The sequence below is a fragment of the Chitinophaga fulva genome (genome assembly GCF_012927205.1).
Taxonomy (GTDB): Bacteria; Bacteroidota; Bacteroidia; order Chitinophagales; family Chitinophagaceae; genus Chitinophaga; species Chitinophaga fulva.
Window position 1 is genome coordinate 660,485 of the sequence record NZ_JABBGC010000004.1, and the last position, 20,352, is coordinate 680,836.

Annotated in this window: 17 protein-coding genes; 13 read left to right on the plus strand and 4 right to left on the minus strand. The window is 48.3% G+C overall.

Features of this window, described 5'->3' with window-relative positions; genetic code table 11:
- The 3 genes from HHL17_RS31085 to HHL17_RS31095 form a co-directional block, all read left to right on the plus strand.
- Nucleotides 1-2,275, plus strand: a 2,275-nt coding sequence (locus HHL17_RS31085) for an Ig-like domain-containing protein (RefSeq protein ID WP_169228705.1), incomplete at its 5' end; no start/stop codon positions are given.
- A gap of 37 nt (nucleotides 2,276-2,312) precedes the next feature.
- A complete protein-coding gene (locus HHL17_RS31090) occupies nucleotides 2,313-3,320 on the plus strand; it encodes a PorP/SprF family type IX secretion system membrane protein (RefSeq protein ID WP_169228706.1) in 1,008 nt (335 codons plus the stop codon).
- Nucleotides 3,321-3,330: 10 nt separating this feature from the next.
- Nucleotides 3,331-5,310 (plus strand): OmpA family protein, encoded by a 1,980-nt coding sequence (locus HHL17_RS31095; RefSeq protein ID WP_169228707.1) that lies wholly within the window; start codon nucleotides 3,331-3,333, stop codon nucleotides 5,308-5,310.
- A gap of 586 nt (nucleotides 5,311-5,896) precedes the next feature.
- Here HHL17_RS31095 and mutS read toward each other — a convergent pair.
- Nucleotides 5,897-8,506 carry a DNA mismatch repair protein MutS gene (gene mutS / locus HHL17_RS31100; RefSeq protein ID WP_169228708.1) on the minus strand — a complete coding sequence of 870 codons (2,610 nt, stop codon included), beginning with the start codon at nucleotides 8,504-8,506 and terminating at the stop codon, nucleotides 5,897-5,899.
- 46 nt (nucleotides 8,507-8,552) lie between these two features.
- Here mutS and HHL17_RS31105 point away from each other — a divergent pair, with 46 nt between their 5' ends.
- The 9 genes from HHL17_RS31105 (at nucleotide 8,553) to HHL17_RS31145 (ending at nucleotide 15,512) form a co-directional block, all read left to right on the plus strand.
- Nucleotides 8,553-9,095 (plus strand): RNA methyltransferase, encoded by a 543-nt coding sequence (locus tag HHL17_RS31105; RefSeq protein WP_240976007.1) that lies wholly within the window; start codon nucleotides 8,553-8,555, stop codon nucleotides 9,093-9,095.
- 51 nt (nucleotides 9,096-9,146) lie between these two features.
- Entirely contained in the window at nucleotides 9,147-10,010 is an 864-nt protein-coding gene (locus HHL17_RS31110; protein WP_169228709.1) for a UbiA-like polyprenyltransferase, read from the plus strand.
- 124 nt (nucleotides 10,011-10,134) lie between these two features.
- Complete coding sequence (ruvX, locus tag HHL17_RS31115; protein WP_169228710.1) at nucleotides 10,135-10,548, plus strand: Holliday junction resolvase RuvX; 414 nt, start codon at nucleotides 10,135-10,137, stop codon at nucleotides 10,546-10,548.
- 138 nt (nucleotides 10,549-10,686) lie between these two features.
- Nucleotides 10,687-11,265, plus strand: a complete 579-nt coding sequence (gene def / locus HHL17_RS31120; RefSeq protein WP_169228711.1) for a peptide deformylase — start codon at nucleotides 10,687-10,689, stop codon at nucleotides 11,263-11,265.
- 68 nt (nucleotides 11,266-11,333) lie between these two features.
- Nucleotides 11,334-11,885 carry an RNA polymerase sigma factor gene (locus HHL17_RS31125; protein WP_169228712.1) on the plus strand — a complete coding sequence of 184 codons (552 nt, stop codon included), beginning with the start codon at nucleotides 11,334-11,336 and terminating at the stop codon, nucleotides 11,883-11,885.
- Nucleotides 11,886-11,891: 6 nt separating this feature from the next.
- Nucleotides 11,892-12,770, plus strand: coding sequence for an anti-sigma factor (locus tag HHL17_RS31130; RefSeq protein ID WP_169228713.1), 879 nt, complete (start codon nucleotides 11,892-11,894; stop codon nucleotides 12,768-12,770).
- Nucleotides 12,771-12,977: 207 nt separating this feature from the next.
- Nucleotides 12,978-13,526: an RNA polymerase sigma factor gene (locus HHL17_RS31135; protein WP_169228714.1), complete on the plus strand. Its 549-nt coding sequence runs from the start codon at nucleotides 12,978-12,980 to the stop codon at nucleotides 13,524-13,526.
- Between the two features lie 9 nt (nucleotides 13,527-13,535).
- Nucleotides 13,536-14,408: an anti-sigma factor gene (locus tag HHL17_RS31140; protein WP_169228715.1), complete on the plus strand. Its 873-nt coding sequence runs from the start codon at nucleotides 13,536-13,538 to the stop codon at nucleotides 14,406-14,408.
- Between the two features lie 153 nt (nucleotides 14,409-14,561).
- A complete protein-coding gene (locus HHL17_RS31145) occupies nucleotides 14,562-15,512 on the plus strand; it encodes a hypothetical protein (RefSeq protein ID WP_169228716.1) in 951 nt (316 codons plus the stop codon).
- On the opposite strand, the gene HHL17_RS31150 is transcribed toward HHL17_RS31145, so the two are convergent.
- On the minus strand, nucleotides 15,513-17,177 hold the full coding sequence (locus HHL17_RS31150; RefSeq protein WP_169228717.1) for a T9SS type B sorting domain-containing protein: 1,665 nt from the start codon (nucleotides 17,175-17,177) through the stop codon (nucleotides 15,513-15,515).
- A 114-nt stretch (nucleotides 17,178-17,291) separates the two neighbouring features.
- A complete protein-coding gene (locus HHL17_RS31155; RefSeq protein WP_169228718.1) occupies nucleotides 17,292-18,386 on the minus strand; it encodes an RluA family pseudouridine synthase in 1,095 nt (364 codons plus the stop codon).
- Nucleotides 18,387-18,706: 320 nt separating this feature from the next.
- On the opposite strand from HHL17_RS31155, the gene lipB reads away from it, so the two are divergent.
- The gene (gene lipB, locus HHL17_RS31160) at nucleotides 18,707-19,414 is read left to right on the plus strand and encodes a lipoyl(octanoyl) transferase LipB (protein WP_169228719.1); all 708 of its coding nucleotides are present in this window, start codon (nucleotides 18,707-18,709) and stop codon (nucleotides 19,412-19,414) included.
- Between the two features lie 188 nt (nucleotides 19,415-19,602).
- Here lipB and HHL17_RS31165 read toward each other — a convergent pair whose 3' ends face one another.
- A complete protein-coding gene (locus HHL17_RS31165; RefSeq protein ID WP_169228720.1) occupies nucleotides 19,603-20,325 on the minus strand; it encodes a hypothetical protein in 723 nt (240 codons plus the stop codon).
- Nucleotides 20,326-20,352 lie beyond the last annotated feature (27 nt).

Genomic DNA, 20,352 nt, shown 5'->3' on the forward strand with positions numbered 1-20,352 from the left:
CAACGCCAATGGCTGTAAATCACAACAAACTACAACAGTGACCGTAAACGCCCTGCCGGTGGTATCACCGATTACAGGCACAACCAGTGTATGCGTTGGGGTTACCACTACCTTAAATAATACCACCTCAGGCGGCATATGGAGCAGCAGCAACAACGCTATCGCAACAATAGACGCCAACGGTTTGGTGACAGGTGTCTCAGCCGGTACAGCAACGATCGCTTATGAAGTAACCAACGCCAACGGCTGTAAAACACAACAAACTACAACAGCGACCGTAAACGCGCCGCCGGTAGTATCACCCATTACAGGCACGACCAATGTATGCGTTGGCGCTACCACTAATTTAAGCAGTGCCACTACTGGCGGTGTATGGAGCAGCAGCAACACAGCTGTAGCCACAATAGACGCTAATGGCCTGGTAACAGGTGTTTCAGCCGGTATAGCAACGATTACCTATGAAGTAACCAATGCTAATGGTTGTAAAACAAAACAAACAGTAACCATAACCGTGAATGCATTACCAGTAGTATCACCCATTACAGGAACTACTGATGTGTGCGTAGGTTCCATTACTCCCTTAAGCAACACTACCCCAGGTGGCATATGGAGCAGCAGCAATACGGCCGTCGCTACTATAGACGCTACAGGTCTTGTGGCTGGTATCTCAGCCGGCACCGTAACGATTACTTATGAAGTAACCAACGCCAACGGCTGTAAATCACAACAAACTGCTACAGTGACCGTAAAAGTACTGCCGGTAGTATCACCGATTACAGGCACGACGAGTGTATGCGCCGGTCTCACTACGACCTTAAGCAACACCACCCCAGGCGGCATATGGAGCAGCAACAACGCTATCGCAACAATAGACGCCAACGGTTTGATGACAGGCGTCTCAGCCGGTATAGCAACGATTACTTATGAAGTAACCAACGCCAACGGCTGTAAAGCACAACAAACTACAACAGTTACCGTAAATGCATTACCAGTAGTATCGCCCATCTCAGGCACAACTAGTGTATGCGTTGGGGTTACCACTACCTTAAGCAACACCACCCCGGGCGGCATATGGAGCAGCAGCAACAACGCTATCGCAACAATAGACGCCAACGGTTTGATGACAGGCGTCTCAGCCGGCACCGTAACGATTACTTATGAAGTAACCAACGCCAATGGTTGTAAAACACAACAAACGACTACCGTAACCGTAAACGCCCTGCCGGTGGTATCACCGATTACAGGTGCAACCACCGTATGCATAGGCGGTACAACAACTTTAATTAACACCACTCCGGGTGGTACCTGGAGTAGTAATAACCCCGGTTTGGCAAGAATAGGGCCCGATGGAACAGTGAATGGAGTGGTAGCGGGTACTGTTACCATCACTTATCAATTAACGACAGCTGGCTGTGTCAATAGTTCCAGCACTAGCGTGACTGTCTCCGACTGCACGAACAATGCACCACCGGTAGCACAAAATGATGTGGCGGAGACCTATGCAGATACACCAGTTGATATCAACGTACTGAATAACGACTCCCAGCAGAATGGTGCTATCAATCCGGCTTCCGTACAGATCATACGGCAACCGGCACACGGCAGCGTGGCCATTAAACCGGATGGCACTGTAACATACACGCCGGCAGTAGGTTATAACGGTACAGACAACTTCGTGTATACCGTGAAAAACATGGCTGGAATGGAATCCAATCAGGCTACCGTTCAAATGACCATCCTGGATGCTCCTGCGGCTGTAGACGATGACGTTACTACCAGCTCCGATAAACTAGTATCCATACCGGTGCTGGCCAATGACCGTGGTAATATTGATCCTTCAACTGTCACCATAACATTGCAGCCTAAACAAGGCAGTGTGACAGTGAATGCAGATGGTACTATAATGTATACGCCTACACGTAAATACGCCGGAAAGGATAATTTCCGCTACCAGTTTAAAGATAAAAACGGTAAGGTGTCCAATGAAGCGACTGTTAATATTGATGTGGAAGCAGAAGAACTTTATATTCCGAATGCTATTACACCTAATAATGACGGTAAGAATGACCGGTTCGCGATCCCTGGTATTTCAAAATATCCGGGCACTACACTCACCATCTTCAACCGTTGGGGTAATGAGGTGTATTATTCTCCTAACTATGATAACCGCTGGGATGGTACGGGTCTGAGTGGAGGCACTTACTACTACGTCCTTAAACTGAATGCCGGACAGGATACTAAAGTGTATAAAGGTTGGATTCAATTATTACGTTAATCAGGCATCGCATCGCATGCACAAAATATTCAGCAGTATGTATTCGAAAATATTGATCTTTTTCATCCTGTTAAGTTGCCTGGGCCAGATGGCTCAGGCTCAGCAGGAGGTGCAGTTTAGCCAGTATGTATTCAACGGATTAGCGGTCAACCCGGCATACGCAGGATATCGTGGAGATACCTACCTTGGCGCCAGCTTCCGTAAGCAATGGACCAGCTTGCCCGGCGCTCCGCAAACAGGCGCCGTTTCCATTGATGGCGCGCCTTCCTGGGCCAACGATGAAACAGTAGGATTAGGCGCCCAGGTACTCTGGGATAAACAAGGCCCGCAGGAATATCTTTCCTTCACCGGCTCCTATGCCTACCGTATACGCCTCGACGAAGAAGTCAGCCGCCTGTGCCTTGGCATTGGCGCCAGCCTTTCTCAATATGCTGTAAAGGGAGATATGATATCAGTACTGGATGAAAATGACCCCAATGTACCAGTGGGTAAAGTCAGCGCATTCCAGCCGGATGCCAGCTTCGGAGTGTATTACTACAATCCTCGTTTTTATGCCGGTGTTTCTGTGATGCAACTGTTTACCAGAGAACTGAACAACAAAATCATCATTGCTGGAGTAGATAAAGAATTTCTGACCATCCGTAAAACCAAACACATGTATTTTACAGCGGGCGGTTTACTAAACCTCTCTGGTGATGTTAAACTGAAGCCTTCCATTATGATTAAGGATGACTTCAATGGTCCTACCAGCCTTGATTTTAACCTCTTTGCCCTGTTGTCCGAAAAACTATGGATAGGTGGTTCTTACCGTACTGCGGTGAATATATGGGATCATAATAATCTGAAGTCAGGCCTCACTAAAACCAATGCAGCCAGTGCTATGATAGAATACTTTGCGACAGACCGGCTCAGGATCGGATATGCCTACGACGTGATGACCAATAGGTTAAGCGGCTACCAGGGCGGTTCGCATGAAATATCCATTGGCTTCCTGATTCCCAACAGGAAGATGAAAGAAAGAATCATTAGTCCAAGGTATTTCTAAATCGTACAAAATGACCATAAAACATTTCACTATAGGAAGCCTGTTGTTATTGATGGCAACAGGAATAAAAGCACAGGAACAGAAGTCGGTGCTGGCAATAGCTGATGAACATTATATCCGCTATGAATATAAGCCAGCAGCGACATTGTATAGCAGACTGGCAGCGAAAAAGAATGTGCAACCGGAGATCCTGAAAAAGCTGGCGCAGTGTTATCGTAAGATCAATGCCTATCAGGAATCTGTTGACATCTTTCAAAGGATTGCCGGTCTCCCGGAGGCACAGCCGGAAGACTTCCTGCACTACGCAGATGCCCTGAAGAGTGTAGAACAATACGAAGCAGCCAAAACACAATATACCCGCTATGCAGAACTGTCAAAACGCGATGTCAGCCTGCAGCTGGCCGGATGTGACTCCGCATTGTTGTGGAAAGCTTCACCAGCCGCTTTTAAAGTAGTAAACAGAACAGAACTCAATACTGCCTCTTCCGACTGGGGCGCGGTATGGTATGGAAATAAACTGATATTCAGCTCCGACAGTCTGCGATATACGATGTTAGGTCCGGGTACAAAACCAGGTCATAAAAAGTTTCCGGCAACAGACCGCCCATATCAGAAACTGTATTTTGTGGACACGGCTCAGGGGCAGCCTGCTGTGGCACTGATACGCGGCATCGAAACTACGTTTAACCGATACCGTTTCCATATTGGCCCCGTTGCTTTTTCTGCCAGCTTGGATACGGCGTATCTGACGGTTACCAACCCTTATCAGATCACGTATAAAAAGGAAAAATCAAAGACTTTATACGGTACCCGCAGGCTGCAATTGTTCATCTGCATAAAAAAAGATGGCAAATGGCAAACACCTGGACCATTTACCTACAATAACCCTGACGCCTACTCGCTTGGACATGCCACCCTGAGTAGCGATGGCCGTTATCTGTATTTTGCCAGCGATATGCCCGGCGGTATCGGCAAAACAGATATCTGGTATAGCGAAAAACAACAGGATGGTTCATGGGGTACTCCGGTCAACTGTGGCCCAGTGATCAACACCCCGGAAGAAGAAGCGTTTCCGGTAGTGAACGGACAACAGGAATTACATTTCTCCAGTAAAGGCCATATCGGTATGGGAAGCTTCGATATCTTCCTTACAAAAGGTGCTGCCGGCCACTGGACAGTTCCTGTTAACATGCATTCCCCGGTTAATTCCGCCGGCGATGATTTTCTGCCGGAGCAGAAGGGGTCACAGTGGTTCTTCGCTTCTAACCGCCAGGGAGGGAAAGGAGAAGATGATATTTATTCTTTTGAGCAGATAACGTTTCCTGAGCCTTGCCGGTCAGCAGGTAAGCCCGTGAAGATATTACAGACACTGTTGATAGATGCCCAAACCCGGAAACCACTGGAAGATGCAATAGTAACATTGTACCATAAACGAAAAGAGCTGAGCTGGACACAACAGGTAAGCTCCGGAGGAAAAAATTACAATGTGTTGGAAGAAGCAGCTCCCTATATAGTGTTTGCAGCCAAAGACGGCTACGCTTCTTCAGAGATGCATGCTTTCTCTTCAGATACATTGTCTGCCGATACCCTCCGCATGACACTTTATCTCACCAAAGAAACGCCATCAGTCAATGATGTGATCACATTACCAAACATCTATTACGACCGCGATAAATATAACATCCGTCCGGAAGCTTATCCGGTGCTGGATTCACTGGTAGCACTCATGTTACGTTATCCCAATATGAAAGTGGAAGTTGGAGCCCATACGGATAGCCGCGCCACAACTGATTATAACCTGGAATTATCCAGCAACAGAGCTGCGGCAGTAGTTAATTATCTCCTGAAACATGGCATAGCGGCGGAACGCTTGCTGGCCAAAGGTTACGGGGAATCAAAACTGGCGAACCGATGTGCAGACGGAGTAGAATGTTCTGAGGAAGAACATCAGGTCAACAGAAGAACAGAAATCAGCATATTGCGCAGATAGTGCTTCGCGAGAAACCTGATTAATCATCTCCTTGATCTCGCTCAACTTCCCATCCGGACTACACTGTGGTTTTCAGCTATAAGGAACGATGGCATGGCAAATAGGTATGGTCAGGACAAATGTGATACTCTTTTCCGATATTTTCTGTAGTAGTATTTCTACAGTATAGCAATATTATGACTACTACTTTGAAGACCTACTACAAATACGCCCGTAATTAAGCGGTAATTTTGGGTAATTGGTTAAGTTTTAACCAATCATATAAGAGTCAGTGAATTATATCTTTGTTGGGCTATTGTAATTGTGCGTGATCAATGTTGTATCCTTTTTCCGGATGGCATCCGGGTAATAGTTTTTATTTCTGTAAAGTCACCATCCATCATACTGTATGAATAAAGTCCGCATGACGGATAGTGAATTCGTTATATGGTTACCATCCGGTAAAAGACCGGCATGTGTAGCGTTACCCCAAATTTGGCAAGCATAGGACCAGATATAGCAGCACCGGGGTGGTAGCCGGCTGCTGCTACTATCGCTTATCAGATATAAATGCGGCGGGCTGTATCCACAGTTCGGCACTTATCTTCTAATTGATCATCTCTTTAATCTCGCTCAGTTTCAGCAAAGCTTCCACAGGAGTAAGCCGGTTAATGTCTACGGCGCCCAGTTTCTCCCTGATCTGTTGGAAAGTATCACTGTGTGCATCAAAAATATTGAGTTGCAGCTTTTGTGTAGGTGTCGCAATATTTTTGATGTTTTTCTGCAGGGAAGTATCGATGTGTTTTTCCTCCAGGTTGGCCAGTACTTCATTGGCCCGGTTAATGAGTTCCGGTGGCATACCGGCCATACGGGCCACATGTATACCGAAGCTATGGCGGCTGCCTCCCGGCGCCAGCTTACGCAGGAAGATGATCTTATTGCCCGACTCCATATTGGTGATATGGAAGTTTTTCACCCGCGCATGTTTGTTTTCCAGCTCATTCAGTTCATGATAGTGCGTGGCAAATAATGTTTTGGGGCGGTGGTCTGTCATGTCATGCAGGTATTCCACAATGCTCCAGGCGATGGAGATACCATCGTAGGTGCTGGTACCACGGCCAATTTCATCCAGTATCACCAGGCTGCGGGGCGTGATAGTGTTGATGATGCTGGCGGTTTCGTTCATCTCTACCATGAAGGTGGATTCACCGCCACTCAGGTTATCGGAAGCGCCTACACGCGTAAATATTTTGTCTGTCAACCCAATCTCGGCGCTGGTAGCGGGCACAAAGCTGCCCATATGCGCCATCAGGGTGATCAGGGCGGTTTGCCGCAACAGAGCGGATTTACCGCTCATGTTGGGACCGGTCAGGATAATGATCTGTTGATCGTCTTTGTTGAGCTGGATATCATTGGCCACATAACTTTCGCCTGCGGGAAGGCCCTTTTCTATTACCGGGTGCCGGCCTTCACGGATATCGAGCTGATAACCATCAGTGATCACCGGGCGGCGGTATTTGTATTGCAGGGCGTTATGGGCAAAACAGAGGAGGCAGTCGAGCTGCGCAAACACCTGTGCGTCCTGTTGCACCGGCTCTATAAAGGGCTGAAGGGCCGCCAGCAGTTCGTCGAACAGCCGTGTTTCCAGTGCCAGTATTTTATCTTCGGCGCCGACGATCTTCTCTTCGTATTCTTTCAGTTCCGGTGTAATATAACGTTCAGCATTGGCCAGCGTTTGTTTACGGATCCACGTGTCGGGCACTTTGTTCTTATGGGTGTTGGTCACTTCCAGGTAATAGCCGAAAACGTTGTTGAAGGCTATTTTCAGGGAAGGGATGCCAGTGGCTTCCGACTCTTTCTGCTGTATTTGCAGGAGGTAGTCTTTACCCTTGGTAGCGATGCCACGCAGCTCGTCCAGTTCTGCGTTAACGCCGTCGCGGATAACGCCGCCCTTGTTGACCAGTACCGGCGGGTTCTCCATGATTTCGTTCAAAATCCTGTTGAGAATGGGAGCGCAGATATCCAGTTTTTCGTTGAGGCGTAACAGGTAGTCGTTTTCACTTTTGAACAGCAGGTTTTGTACAGCCTGTACCTGTTCGAGGGAACGGGCCAGTTGCATCACTTCCCGCGGGTTGATTTTACGCAGCGGGATTTTGGATACCAGTCTTTCCAGGTCGCCGGTTTGTTTGAGGTGATGTACCAGTTGCTGGGCCAGCGCTGTTTCTTTGATGAAATAGGTAACGGTGTCCAGGCGCTGATTGATATGGGCGATGTCACGCAGCGGGAACACCAGCCAGCGTTTAAGCAGGCGGGCGCCCATCGGGGTGGCGGTATTGTCCAGTACTTTGAGCAGGGTTTGGCCGTTTTCCACACTGCTGTGCAACAGTTCGAGGTTCCGCACGGTGAAGCGGTCCATCCACAGGAAATCTTCCTGGCTGATGCGTTGCATACGCGTGATATGTTGCAGATGCGGATGTTCGGTGTCTTTCAGGTAGTGCATGGTGGCGCCGGCCGCTATGATGGCGGCATTCATGCCTTCCACGCCAAAACCTTTGAGGGAGTGGGTTTCAAAGTGTTTCAGCAGGATGTCTTCTGCATATTGGGTGGTAAAAATCCACTCATCGAGGTTGTAAGTATAGAAACGGCCGCCAAAGGTGGCTTTGAAATGTTTTTGTTGCTGACGGGCAAACACGACTTCTGCGGGGCGGAAGCTCTGCAAGAGCTTGTCCACATATTCTATACTGCCTTCGGCGATGATGAATTCGCCGGTGGATATATCAAGGAAGGAAACGCCGGTCACATCTTTATCGAAATGAACGGCCGCCAGGAAGTTGTTGCTGGCATTCTCCAGGAGTTTATCATTGACGGCCACGCCGGGTGTCACCATTTCGGTCACCCCGCGCTTGACGATGCCTTTAACGGTTTTAGGGTCTTCCAGCTGATCGCAGACGGCTACACGATGTCCGGCCTTTACCAGCTTGTGCAGGTAGGTGTCCAGCGAGTGATGGGGAAAACCTGCCAGGTCAACGTAGGAAGCAGATCCATTGGCTCTTTTGGTTAACACAATGCCCAGTACCCGGGAGGCGATCACGGCGTCTTCATTGAAGGTCTCGTAAAAGTCGCCCACGCGGAATAAAAGTACTGCATCCGGGTATTTGTTTTTGATAGCCTTATGCTGTAGCATCAGTGGCGTTTCTTCTGATTTACTTTTTGCCATGGCGCAAATATATAAAACTCATCCGATCCGGTTATCTTTGCAGATCATGAGAAAACTAAGCATGGATGAACTGGGCCGTAAAACGGTGGACGAGTTCAAGGCAGCAGATAAAACACCCGTGGTACTGGTACTGGACAATGTACGGAGCATGCATAATGTGGGGTCGGTGTTCCGTACCGCAGATGCTTTCCTGATACAGGGCATTGTGCTGTGCGGCTATACGCCCGTACCCCCTCACCGGGATATCAACAAAACGGCCCTCGGCGCCACCGAAACGGTGGATTGGCAATATTTCCCTACTACCATGGAAGCGGTGCAGGCTTTGAAAAATGCAGGATACCTTATTATGACCATCGAACAGGCTTCCGGCAGCGTCATGCTCGATGCTTTTACCCCTCCTGCCAACCAGCCCGTGGCGCTCGTATTCGGCAACGAGGTGAGCGGGGTAGACGGAGAGGTGATGAAAGCGGCCGACGGCTGTATCGAAATACCCCAGTCAGGTATGAAACACTCCCTGAATATTTCTGTCAGCACCGGTATCGTAGTTTGGGATATCTTTGTAAAACTGAAGGCCGCCGCCGGCCGCTGATACAGTATCAATAAGATTATATTTAAGAGCTGTTAGCTCAACTGTTTACATATGATTACTACTATTAACAAGTATCTGTCGCTGGTAAAGTTCAGTCACACCATCTTTGCGATGCCGTTTGCACTGACAGGTTATTTTATGGCCACTACGAGGGGAGGAGGCAGTTTCAGCTGGACCACCTTCGGTTTGGTGGTCCTGTGCATGGTATTTGCCCGCAGCGCCGCCATGGCGTTCAACCGCTGGCTGGACGTAGACATTGACAAGCTGAACCCGCGAACGGCCAAAAGGGAAATTCCCGCAGGCGTTATTTCCCCACAGAACGCCATGTTCTTCATCCTGGTCAATGTGATGTTGTTTATACTGACCACCTGGTTTATCAACCGCATTTGTTTTTTCCTGTCGCCCATCGCGCTGATGGTAGTGCTGGGATATAGCTATATGAAACGTTTTACGGCCATGTGTCACATGGTATTGGGCGTAGGCCTGTCATTGGCGCCGATAGGAGCGTACCTGGCCGTAACCGGCGAGTTTGCCCTGTTGCCGGTACTGGTGTCTGTGCTGGTGCTGTGCTGGGTGTCGGGCTTCGATATCATTTATTCGCTGCAGGATGAAGATTTTGACAAATCACAACAGCTGAACTCCATCCCGGCGTGGCTGGGCCTTTCCGGCGCGCTGCGTTTCTCCGAGCTGCTGCATGTGATAGCAGCCGCACTGGTGATCACGATCGGTATGTATGGCCATTATCACTGGCTGTTCTGGATAGGAGCTGCCGTATTTATTGCCATGCTGATATCCCAGCATCTGCTGGTTAAACCCAATGACCTGAGCAAGGTCAATGTGATGTTTATGACCACCAACGGTATTGCCAGCGTGGTGTTTGCCGTTTTTGTCATTGCAGACATGCTGTTATTTTGATATTTAGCTATTTGGTTATTTTAAAATTGACGTTGCACAATCCTCAAATAACTAAATAGCCCTTTATCTTAAACAGCTCCCCCAATATCAAAGTATCAAAATATCTAAATATCAAAATTTCGTCATGGCGCGTGTAATGGCTATCGATTATGGAAAAAAAAGGACCGGATTGGCCGTGACAGACCCGTTGCAGCTAATTGCCAGTGGGCTTACCACCGTTCCTACCCATGAATTGATCCCCTATCTGAAAAAATATTTCGCAGCGGAAGAAGTGGAGGCGATCATCATCGGGGAACCTAAAAACCTGGATGGTAATGCCACCCATGCCACCCCGTTGGTAGAAGAGTGTGTCCGTATTCTCCGGAAGAACTTTCCGCAGGTCCCGGTAAAGAAGGTAGATGAACGTTTTACTTCTAAAATGGCCTTCCAGAGTATGATCGACAGTGGGCTGAAGAAAAAGGACCGTCAGAATAAAGGCCTGGTAGATGAAATCAGTGCCACCATCATTTTACAGGAGTACCTGCAAAATAAAATTTAGGCACTTAGATATTTATTTATTTTTTATTTTAATATTTAGATATTTAATAGTGGAAACCCTCTAAAATAGCCAAATATCAAAATAGCAAAATAACCAAATGTCGTACCTTTGCAGATCAATTAAAACCAGCACAAGATCATGATATTGCCAATTGTCGCATATGGGCATCCGGTACTGAGAAAAGTAGCAGAAGATATTACGCCCGATTATCCCCAGTTGAAGGAACTTATTGCCAATATGTGGGAAACAATGTATGGCTCCAATGGAGTTGGCATTGCGGCCCCTCAGGTGAACAAACCCATCCGTTTGTTTGTAGTAGATAGCAAACAGATCATTGACAACCTGGAAGACGATGAGAAAAACGATTATCCGGGAGACGAAGGTGTCAAGGAAGTGTTTATTAATGCACACATCGTAGAAACCGGTGGCAAGGAGTGGGCTTACAACGAAGGATGCCTGAGCATTCCTAAAGTACGGGAAGACGTATACCGCGACGAGACCGTGACCCTTTCTTATGTAAACGAAAATTTTGAACCGCAGCAGAAAACCTTCAGTGGCGTTACTGCCCGCGTTATCCTGCATGAATATGACCACATCGATGGCAAGTTGTTCATCGATCATCTCAAGCCGCTGAAACGCAGGATGTTGAAGAGCAAACTGGATGATATTACCAAAGGAAAGATAAGGGTAGATTACAAAATGACGTTCCCGAAATAGGAAATAATTTTGTAATGTAAAGAAAACCCTTTATTTTGGTATTATAAAGACAACCATCCGTATCCATTTTGGGAACTACCTTATCATATACTGAAATAGAGCTCGTTCAGGGACTGCAAGCCAGGGATGAAAAATTATTCAGTTATTTGTATGACCACTACTCCCCCGCGTTGTATGGGGTGGCACTCAAAATAGTTACGGATGATGCTTCCGCAGGAGATGTGCTCCAGGAAGTATTCATTAAGATCTGGAAGAATATCGACCGATACGATCCCTCCAAAGGCCGCCTGTTTACCTGGATGCTCAACATTGCCAGGAATACCGCTATCGACAGTTTAAGGTCAAAAGCTCACAAACTAGACCAAAAAGTCCAGGACGTAACCAGCGCTAATCTCATGTATGAGCCACAACTGGCCGTACATCTGTCTGTAGATCATCTTGGATTAACAAAGGTGATCGAAGGGCTTCCCAAAGATCAGCGTATTATTATCGATCTGGCTTATTTTAAAGGCTGTACACAGGAAGAAATCGCAAAGACCCTGGATATACCTTTGGGCACAGTGAAGACCAGAATGCGAAATGCGATTATGCAGTTAAGAATCCTATTAAAACAATTATAGCACACAGTGGATGTACAACGTTACATATCATCCGGTATCCTGGAGAGTTATGTGTTTGGGCTGCTACCCGATGCAGAACATGGCGAAGTAGAAACGATCGTCGCACAATACCCTCAGGTAAAAGCCGCTGTCCAGGAGTTACAGCTGGACAGGGAACGGTTTGTACAGTTGTATGCTATGGCGCCGCCAGCGGGCATCAAAGACCGTTTGCTGGACATCATCCGGAAGGAAGAAACGCCGGAAGGCAACTCCCTGTTACCGGAAGAACTGCGTGCTCCCGCCGCTGCGGGGACTTCCCGGGAAACACCGGTGAAACGTATCAACGGCCATAAATCTTCTACAGAAAAAATCTGGAAATATATAGCAGCGGCTATTATCCTGCTGTTCCTGGGAAGTGTTCTGCTTAACTTCTTTTTCTTTAGCCGCTCTACAGATTATAAAAGCCGCTACCAATCACTGGTAGCTGCCAAAGAAAAACTGGACGCCCAAAAGGAAAGCCAGTCGCTCACTGCTCATAAGGAATTGCAGAAAGAGCTGGACATGCTCAAAGACCCCGCTTTTAAATGGATCAAACTGGAAGGTTTTGGCGCTAATGCCGGACAGATCGTAACAGTTTGCTGGAACCCCGTTTCCCGGGCCGTTTTCCTGATCGCCCAGGCATTACCAATGGCTCCCGTTGGTAAACAATATCAATTGTGGGTGATCCGCAACAAAAAGCTCGTGGATGCCGGCATATTCCATGGCGGCGCACAAGTGGCACAAAAAATCCAGGCCATGAAGCCGGCAGAAGCCGCAGAAGGCTTTGCTATCACACTCGAGAATGAAGGCGGCAGTGCTCAGCCAACCATGGACCAGCTACAGCTGTCTGCCAAAGTACAGAAATAATAAGCAGCAACTACGGGTTGTAATTGATTAATCCGTAAATTGCTGATAATAAATACCTCGGAAAACCATTAGTTTACACGCTCGGCACAGTTTACACAGATTAGCAAGGTAGATATATTGATTTTTTCAGTCGCGGATGGCGCTACCTATGATGTCATGGAATGAATTCAACCAAATACACCGATCAACCAAACCTGGCGGTCTGTCTTGGATTATCATGTAACATATACAGAAGCAGAACTGGTACAGGGCCTTCATGCCCGTGACCAGAAAATATTCAGTTTCCTCTATGATCATTATTCGCCTGCTCTCTATGGCGTGATCGTAAAGGTACTGAACGACCATACCCTTGCCGTAGATGTACTGCAGGACGTATTCCTGAAAATATGGCGCTATGCAGACCAGTACAATGAAGACAAAGGGCGCCTGTTTACCTGGATGCTGAACATCGCCCGCAACACGGCGATCGATGTGCTTCGCTCCAAAGCATATAAACTGGAACAGAAAATCCAAAATATTACGGACGACGTACATCTAAACGGTGGGCCGTTAACCGTGTACCAGTCCGTCGATCATCTCGGTTTCTCCAAAGTCCTGGACAAACTGACCAAAGAACAACGTACCCTTATCGATCTGGCTTATTACAAAGGCTGTACCCAGGAAGAAATTTCCCGGGCACTCGATATTCCTTTAGGTACGGTGAAAACCAGACTACGTAATGCCATCATCCAGCTAAGAAACATTTTGAACAAATAAACATTTTGCGTGGACGCCCAATTCATCATATCGTCCGGACTGATAGAATTGTATACTGCTGGCCTGACTTCCGAAAAGGAAAGCCAGGAGTTGGAGGCTGCCATGCGTCAATACCCCGAAGTAGCCGCTGCAGTGGCTACCTGCCAGCGGAACCTGGAAGAATATGTGAAGCTTCAGTCCATATCCCCACCTGAAAGCATTAAAATACGCCTGTTGAACCTCATTAATACAGATCCCCTCACAATGGATACAGCAACAACCAATGCTAGTATACCACAACTCACTAAAACTTCGCCCATGGAACAAACCAACGTCCTGTCAGTTCCGGAAACCAAAGGAGTTTCCTGGAAATGGATCGCTGCAGCAGCCGCCGTACTGCTCATTGGCAGCGTCATTCTCAACTTTTTTTACTTCAACCGATGGAAGGAATTCAGGGAGTACAAAGACAAATACCAGTCGCTGCTCCTGTCTCAAAACTCCATCATCTCCAAAACCAACGAGTACAAGACCAGACTGGAACAACTCAGTGAATCCATGGGAATCATGGAAAACCCGAAAGTCATGAAAGTGGCCATGCCAGGTACGCCTGCCTTCCCGACAGCCGTAGCAACGGTCTTCTGGAACCAGGATAACAAACAGGTATACCTGAAGGTCAACAACCTGCCAGAACCAGCTGCAGACAAGCAATACCAACTGTGGGCCATCGTAGATGGCAAACCGGTGGATATGGGCGTGTTTGAAATGGGCGATACCGCAAGCCTGCTGCAGAAAATGAAGATCACCGGCAAAGCACAAATGTTTGCCGTAACCCTGGAAAAGAAAGGTGGCGCCGTTTCTCCAACCATGGAGCAGATGTACGTAGCCGGAAAAATCCCGGGCTGATAACATAAACCGCCGGCAGCCCCCGCTGCCGGCCCGTTTACGCTACTGACAACAGCGGAGATAACAGGGCCATCGGCATCCCTGTTGTCTCCGCTGCTTTTTTTAACGAATTCCTAACACCAGAAAGCTTACAGCTTTTCCCTAAATTGCAGCATGTCACATTTTTGGAAAAGTATAGCCGCAACCGTTGTTGTGTGCTGCCTGCAACTTACACACCTGGCCGCCCAGGATACTGCCCGGTACAAGGGAATGACGGTTAACCTCGATGAAGTGATCGTGGAAGCTAAACGTATAGGCTTCGACGTTAATAGTTTTATTAAAAGGGTGGAAGAAGACACTACCTTCTACCGCGCCTTCAAAAACCTGCATATCGTTGGCTTTCATGCAGACAATGACATCCGCATCCTCGATAAAAAAGGACAGGTACAGGCCTCCCTTAACAGCAAAACCTCCCAACACGTAAAAGGCCGCTGCCGCAGCATGGAAGTGCTCAATCAGCAAGTCACCGGCGACTTCTACACCCGCAAAGGCAATTACAACTATTATACGGCTGAACTGTACGGTAACCTCTTCTTTACCCAGGGGACCGTATGTGTGGACGGCAACGGGGAAACACCCGAAAATGCCGGCGGCGCCATGGCCCGGCATAAAGCCCAGCTCAAACAACTCATCTTTAACCCCGGTAAACCCGTGAAAGGCGTGCCCATCGTTGGCCCTAAAGTAGCCATATTCGATCGCGACGTGATGCGGTTTTATGACTTCTCCATCAGCGCGGAAAACTATGTGGACGGAACACCCTGTTACGTATTTACCGCCAAAACAAAGCCGGACCTGGGCCGGATAGACCGTGGCGATGTGGTGATCGATGAGCTCATCACCTGGTTCAACAAAGAGAATTTTGAAATCGTGGGCCGTAAATACGCCCTGTCCTATAAGACGATGCTGTTTGATTTTAACGTGAAGATGAATGTGCAGATGACCAAACAGTTTGGTCTGCTGATACCCGCCCTGGTGACCTACAACGGTACCTGGGACGTGGCGTTCAAAAAGCGGGAAACGGCCGCTTTTGTGGCTAAATTCTATGATTTTAAAGCGGCGGAATAACTAGTATAATATCGTAACCGTACCGGTCTTATGTACCGGGATGCGCGTATACACTTCGCGGTAATCCACAATCCATACATAGGTGCCCAAATCTGCCTGAAGGCCTTTCACACGGCCTGTCCAGCCTATCTGCGGATCGTTGGTGTAAAACACCCGTTCCCCCCAACGGTTGTAGATACTGAGGGTATATTGTTCTATCGGGCACCGGTACCGTGGCCGGAAGTAGTCATTGCGCCCGTCACCATTGGGTGTAAACGCATTCGGGAAATGTACGGTGCACTCACAATCGTGATAATCCACTTTTACGGAATCCACGCTTTTGCCACAGGCATTCCATGCCAACAGGGAATAGATGCCCGGCTGCCGTACAATGAATTGCGGTATGCTGGTGCTGTCCTGCCATTTGAAAGGTGCGCCGCCGGCGCCCACCACCGGGATCTGGTATACTTCGTTACGGCACAACAGGGTGTCTGGCCCCAAATTCACCCGCAATGTATCATTGAAAGACACATGGATGGTATCTGATGATTCACATCGCCCTATTTGTGCATGCACAAAGTAGTTGCCGGGTTTGGTGACATAATAGGTGGCCTGATCAGAACCGTCCTGCCAGCGGTAGAGACCATTGCCAAAATCGGCCGTCAGCACCAGGAAATTGCCGGTACAGATGGTGGTATCATTACCCAGATTGAGTTTGCGTAACCGGTTGAAGTTGACAAAAATGGTGTCTACCACATTACAGATATGATTGATCTCCACCAATGCCCATATGTTCGCTTCATAGTTAACCGTGATGGCCGGCGTAGTAGCGCCATTGCTCCATTTCCAGGCGGTAGCCTCCGGAACGGAAGGCGCCAGCGTAATGGATTCGCCCGGGCACAGCAGGGTATCTGGGCCAAGGCTGAAAGGGTAGGGTGGACCGGTAAACGTGATGGTGATCTCATCATCGATCTCTGCACATCCTTTTGGAAATATGCGCACTTTATAGGTGCCGGATGTCCGTACATCCTGCACAGGCGTGGTGTTGCCGGTGTTCCAGAGATAGGTGCAGTTCTGCGCGGTGGCATCGAGCTGCAGCTGTTCACCGGAGCATAATACCAGGTCCGGGCCGAGGTCTACCTTGGGTATCGGCGTATAAAACACATTGACGGAATCCGGTATCAGACAACCATTGATCTTCACTTTATAGGTAGCCGAAGTATCTACCAGGATGGTAGGGGCTGTGGAGCTGTCCTGCCACAGGTAAGCAGCACCGGGTATAATGGGGGCGCTGAGGGTCATGGTGCCGCCCTGACAAAGGGTAACGTCCTGAGGGCCTAAGTCGTAGATCACCGGTGTAACGATCGTAATAGGTTGTGTGGTGATGTCCTGTACCCCATTGCGCCACGCTACCAGGGTAACGGTGTACGTGCCTGTTTGCTGGTACATGTGAAAAGCACCTTTTATCTTATCGGAAGTGTCTTTTTGGGCCGAAGGAGGATCGCCAAAATACCATTTCACAGAGTCGATGCCCGCTGGTTGTTTGATCACAAAAAACACACTGTCCTGCACACAGGTGGACGATGCCGTGAAAGCGGTGATGGCTCTGGCTTTTAGGGCAACCGGCAGCAGGGCCAGCAGCAAAAATAAGATGCGAAAGGGACGACGTATTTGGCGGCTTCTCATGTTGTTGACATGGTAATGGCCGCTAAGATAATCGAAATATATAAATAAATAATAATAATTTAGCGTAAAATAAAAAGCCTCCGGAGATCGATGTCTGCGGAGGCTTTTACTATTTTAATCTTCCCATTTTTGTTGCTTGCCTTCTTCTTCCTGTAATGGCCTTGCGGTAGTATACCGGCGCCATTTCTCCAACACCTGCGTAAAATCCGATGGCAGCTGGCTTTCAAAGTACATCTGCTTACGGGTGCGGGGGTGGATAAAGCCCAGCTGCTGTGCATGGAGCGCATGCCGGGGTATCACTTCAAAGCAGTTTTCCACAAATTGTTTGTATTTGGCGAAAATGGTGCCTTTCAGGATGCGGTTGCCACCGTAGGTATCGTCATTAAAGAGGGAATGCCCGATATGCTGCATATGTACGCGTATCTGGTGGGTACGGCCTGTTTCAAGGCGGCATTCGACCATGGTGACATAGTTGTAGCGTTCCAGCACCCGATAATGCGTAATGGCCTCTTTGCCGTATTCTCCGTCAGGGTAGGCGTCCATGATTTTGCGCAGGCGCTGGTGACGGCCAACGTGGGCTACCACTGTTCCTTCATCTTCTTCAAAATCACCCCATACCAGGGCTATATAACGACGGTGAACGGTGTGGTCAAAAAACTGTTTGGCCAGGTCGGTCATGGCTTTTTCAGACTTGGCCACTACCAACAGGCCGGAAGTATTTTTATCGATACGGTGTACCAGCCCGAAACGCGGGATTTCAGGGGTGGTAGCTTGTGTTTTATCGCCAAGGTACCAGGAAAGGCCGTTGACCAGCGTGCCGGTATAGTTGCCGCAACCGGGGTGTACCACCATGCCGGCGGGCTTGTCGATGATCAGCACATCATCGTCTTCATAAACGATATTGAGCGGTAATTCTTCCGGCAGCACTTCCGTGCTTTCGGGGTTTTTATTGGAAAATACAATGATCTTGTCCAGCGGCCTGATCTTGTAGTTGGCTTTAACGGGCTTGTCGTTTACCAACACCATCTCCGTATCCAGTGCGTTCTGGACCTTGTTGCGGGTAATGCCTTCAATACGGGCGGTCAGGAACTTGTCGATACGGATAGGTTCCTGGCCTTTGTCCACCACCATATTGATCTTCTCATAAAGTTCCTCACTGCCCTCCCCGTTTTCCAGCTCGTCTTCCAGTTCCAGCAATTCTTCAGCCATTACAGTAAATTTTGGCAAAGGTAAAATAAAATACCCGTAGCCGTAAGGGTATGCCGCAATGCCAGCCCGTTAAACAGGCCGGGCGGCGCATTTCCGGCCGGACATTACAGAAAAATGACATCTGCGGCGGGGCATGGATGCCCCCACAGCATGAAACCGGCCCGGGCCTCCGGTTGAGGGAACCGGTAGCATGCTGGCGCCATGCCCGGCATTGATACGCCTTAGCACTTTGTTTTATATCTTTGCACTTTGAGATTTTTCTCTTTAAAACCCGGACGGTTTCGTCCGGAAAAAAGCATAGGAGTGTAGCACTTTTCAGTATGGAAAAGCAGGAGATCATCGTCAGAGACCTTGGCAAAATAGATTATCAGGAAGCCTGGGATTACCAGGAACAGCTGTTGAAGGAGAATGTACAACTGAAGGCCCAAACGCCCAACCAGTGGCCTAAACCAACAACCAACTATCTTCTTTTCTGCGAACATCCGCCGGTATATACCCTGGGTAAAAGCGGGCACATGGAAAACCTGCTGCTGAGCCAGGAAGAACTGGAGCAGCAGGGGATAGGTTTCGTGCCGACCAACCGCGGCGGCGATATTACCTTCCACGGCCCGGGCCAGATAGTGGGTTATCCCATCATTGACCTCGAAAATTTCTTCACCGATATCGGGAAATATCTCCGTTACTTGGAAGAGGTGGTGATCCGTACACTGGCGGAATACGGCGTTACCGGCGACCGGTCACCGGGGGAAACAGGTGTATGGCTGGACCCGCACGATAAAGCCAAAGCCCGTAAAATCTGCGCGATGGGCGTACGTTGCAGCCGTTGGGTAACCATGCATGGCTTTGCCCTCAACGTGAATACGCACATGAACTACTTCGATAACATCATTGCATGCGGCATCGCTGATAAACAGGTGACCTCACTGGACAAGGAAGTGGGCCATCACGTGCCGGAAGAAGAAGTGAAAGCGAAGCTGAAAAAACATTTTGCGGAAGTCTTCAACTGTGATGTACATGATTATTGCTGATTCGCCTGATTCAGGAAGATTTAAGCGAAGATCGAAGCGGACTAACCAATAAAAACATTAAAATAAATACCATAAAGTAAAGCGCCCATTGACTTAGTCAATGGGCGCTTACTTTTTATTTCATTACTCCAATCTTCGCTTAAATCTTCCTGAATCAGGCGAATCAGCAATAATCATGGCCATCACAGTTACATGCGGTAGTTCAACGGAATGAAAAAGTTCCATTTCTCTTTCAGACGGCCGTCTTCAAACAGTTCAAAATTGAACCAGCCGGCATGCATGAAAATGGCTTTTTCCAGAATAAGGGAGGGACCTTTTACCTGCTCAATCTCAAACAGGAAGATGCCATTAGGCTCAAAAAATTTGACGGAATATTTTTTCTGTGGTGCGTCATTGAGTTTAATGTTGACGTTGCCGTCAGCCGTGGTGTAGATATAGTTGGAAGGGTGCCATATTACCTTAGGCTCCTTGTTCTCTTCTGCAGGTTTGTTAGGGTTGCGGGCAGCATCTTTGATGTCCGCGTATTGCAGTTTCATATCGGCTTTGATAGTACTGTCGGGCAGGGCCTGCATGGTTTTACTATAGATGAACCGCCCGTTGTTGAACAGGATGAAGAGACGGTAATAGTTATTGCCGGGCAACGGCTTGTTGTCCAGGTAAACATTCCGTGTTTGTGTCGGATAGCTGGCGTAGCCAATGGTATTAAAGTTCAGCACGCTGTCTATTGAACGCTGGATGCCGATCTCTTTTACCTCCATGAATCCGGATATCCAGTCCAGCTGAATCTTACCGGTTTTAATGGTGGCCGTAAATTCAGGTAATACCGGGGGCAGTATTTCCTGACCCTTACCTGCGAGTGCTATCGATAAAAAAAATCCTATGGCGAATGTTAAACGCGCGACCTGCTTCATACAAAAAATCCGTAAGCTCTTAAAGTT

What these genes read in the sequence shown, in the direction of transcription:
- HHL17_RS31090 (WP_169228706.1), top strand. Translation starts at nt 2,313, where the DNA reads ATGTATTCGAAAATATTGATCTTTTTCATCCTGTTAAGTTGCCTGGGC.
- lipB (WP_169228719.1), top strand. Translation starts at nt 18,707, where the DNA reads ATGGAAAAGCAGGAGATCATCGTCAGAGACCTTGGCAAAATAGATTAT.
- HHL17_RS31105 (WP_240976007.1), top strand. Translation starts at nt 8,553, where the DNA reads ATGAGAAAACTAAGCATGGATGAACTGGGCCGTAAAACGGTGGACGAG.
- HHL17_RS31145 (WP_169228716.1), top strand. Translation starts at nt 14,562, where the DNA reads ATGTCACATTTTTGGAAAAGTATAGCCGCAACCGTTGTTGTGTGCTGC.
- HHL17_RS31155 (WP_169228718.1), bottom strand. Translation starts at nt 18,386, where the DNA reads ATGGCTGAAGAATTGCTGGAACTGGAAGACGAGCTGGAAAACGGGGAG.
- ruvX (WP_169228710.1), top strand. Translation starts at nt 10,135, where the DNA reads ATGGCGCGTGTAATGGCTATCGATTATGGAAAAAAAAGGACCGGATTG.
- mutS (WP_169228708.1), bottom strand. Translation starts at nt 8,506, where the DNA reads ATGGCAAAAAGTAAATCAGAAGAAACGCCACTGATGCTACAGCATAAG.
- HHL17_RS31095 (WP_169228707.1), top strand. Translation starts at nt 3,331, where the DNA reads ATGACCATAAAACATTTCACTATAGGAAGCCTGTTGTTATTGATGGCA.
- HHL17_RS31165 (WP_169228720.1), bottom strand. Translation starts at nt 20,325, where the DNA reads ATGAAGCAGGTCGCGCGTTTAACATTCGCCATAGGATTTTTTTTATCG.
- HHL17_RS31150 (WP_169228717.1), bottom strand. Translation starts at nt 17,177, where the DNA reads ATGAGAAGCCGCCAAATACGTCGTCCCTTTCGCATCTTATTTTTGCTG.
- HHL17_RS31110 (WP_169228709.1), top strand. Translation starts at nt 9,147, where the DNA reads ATGATTACTACTATTAACAAGTATCTGTCGCTGGTAAAGTTCAGTCAC.
- def (WP_169228711.1), top strand. Translation starts at nt 10,687, where the DNA reads ATGATATTGCCAATTGTCGCATATGGGCATCCGGTACTGAGAAAAGTA.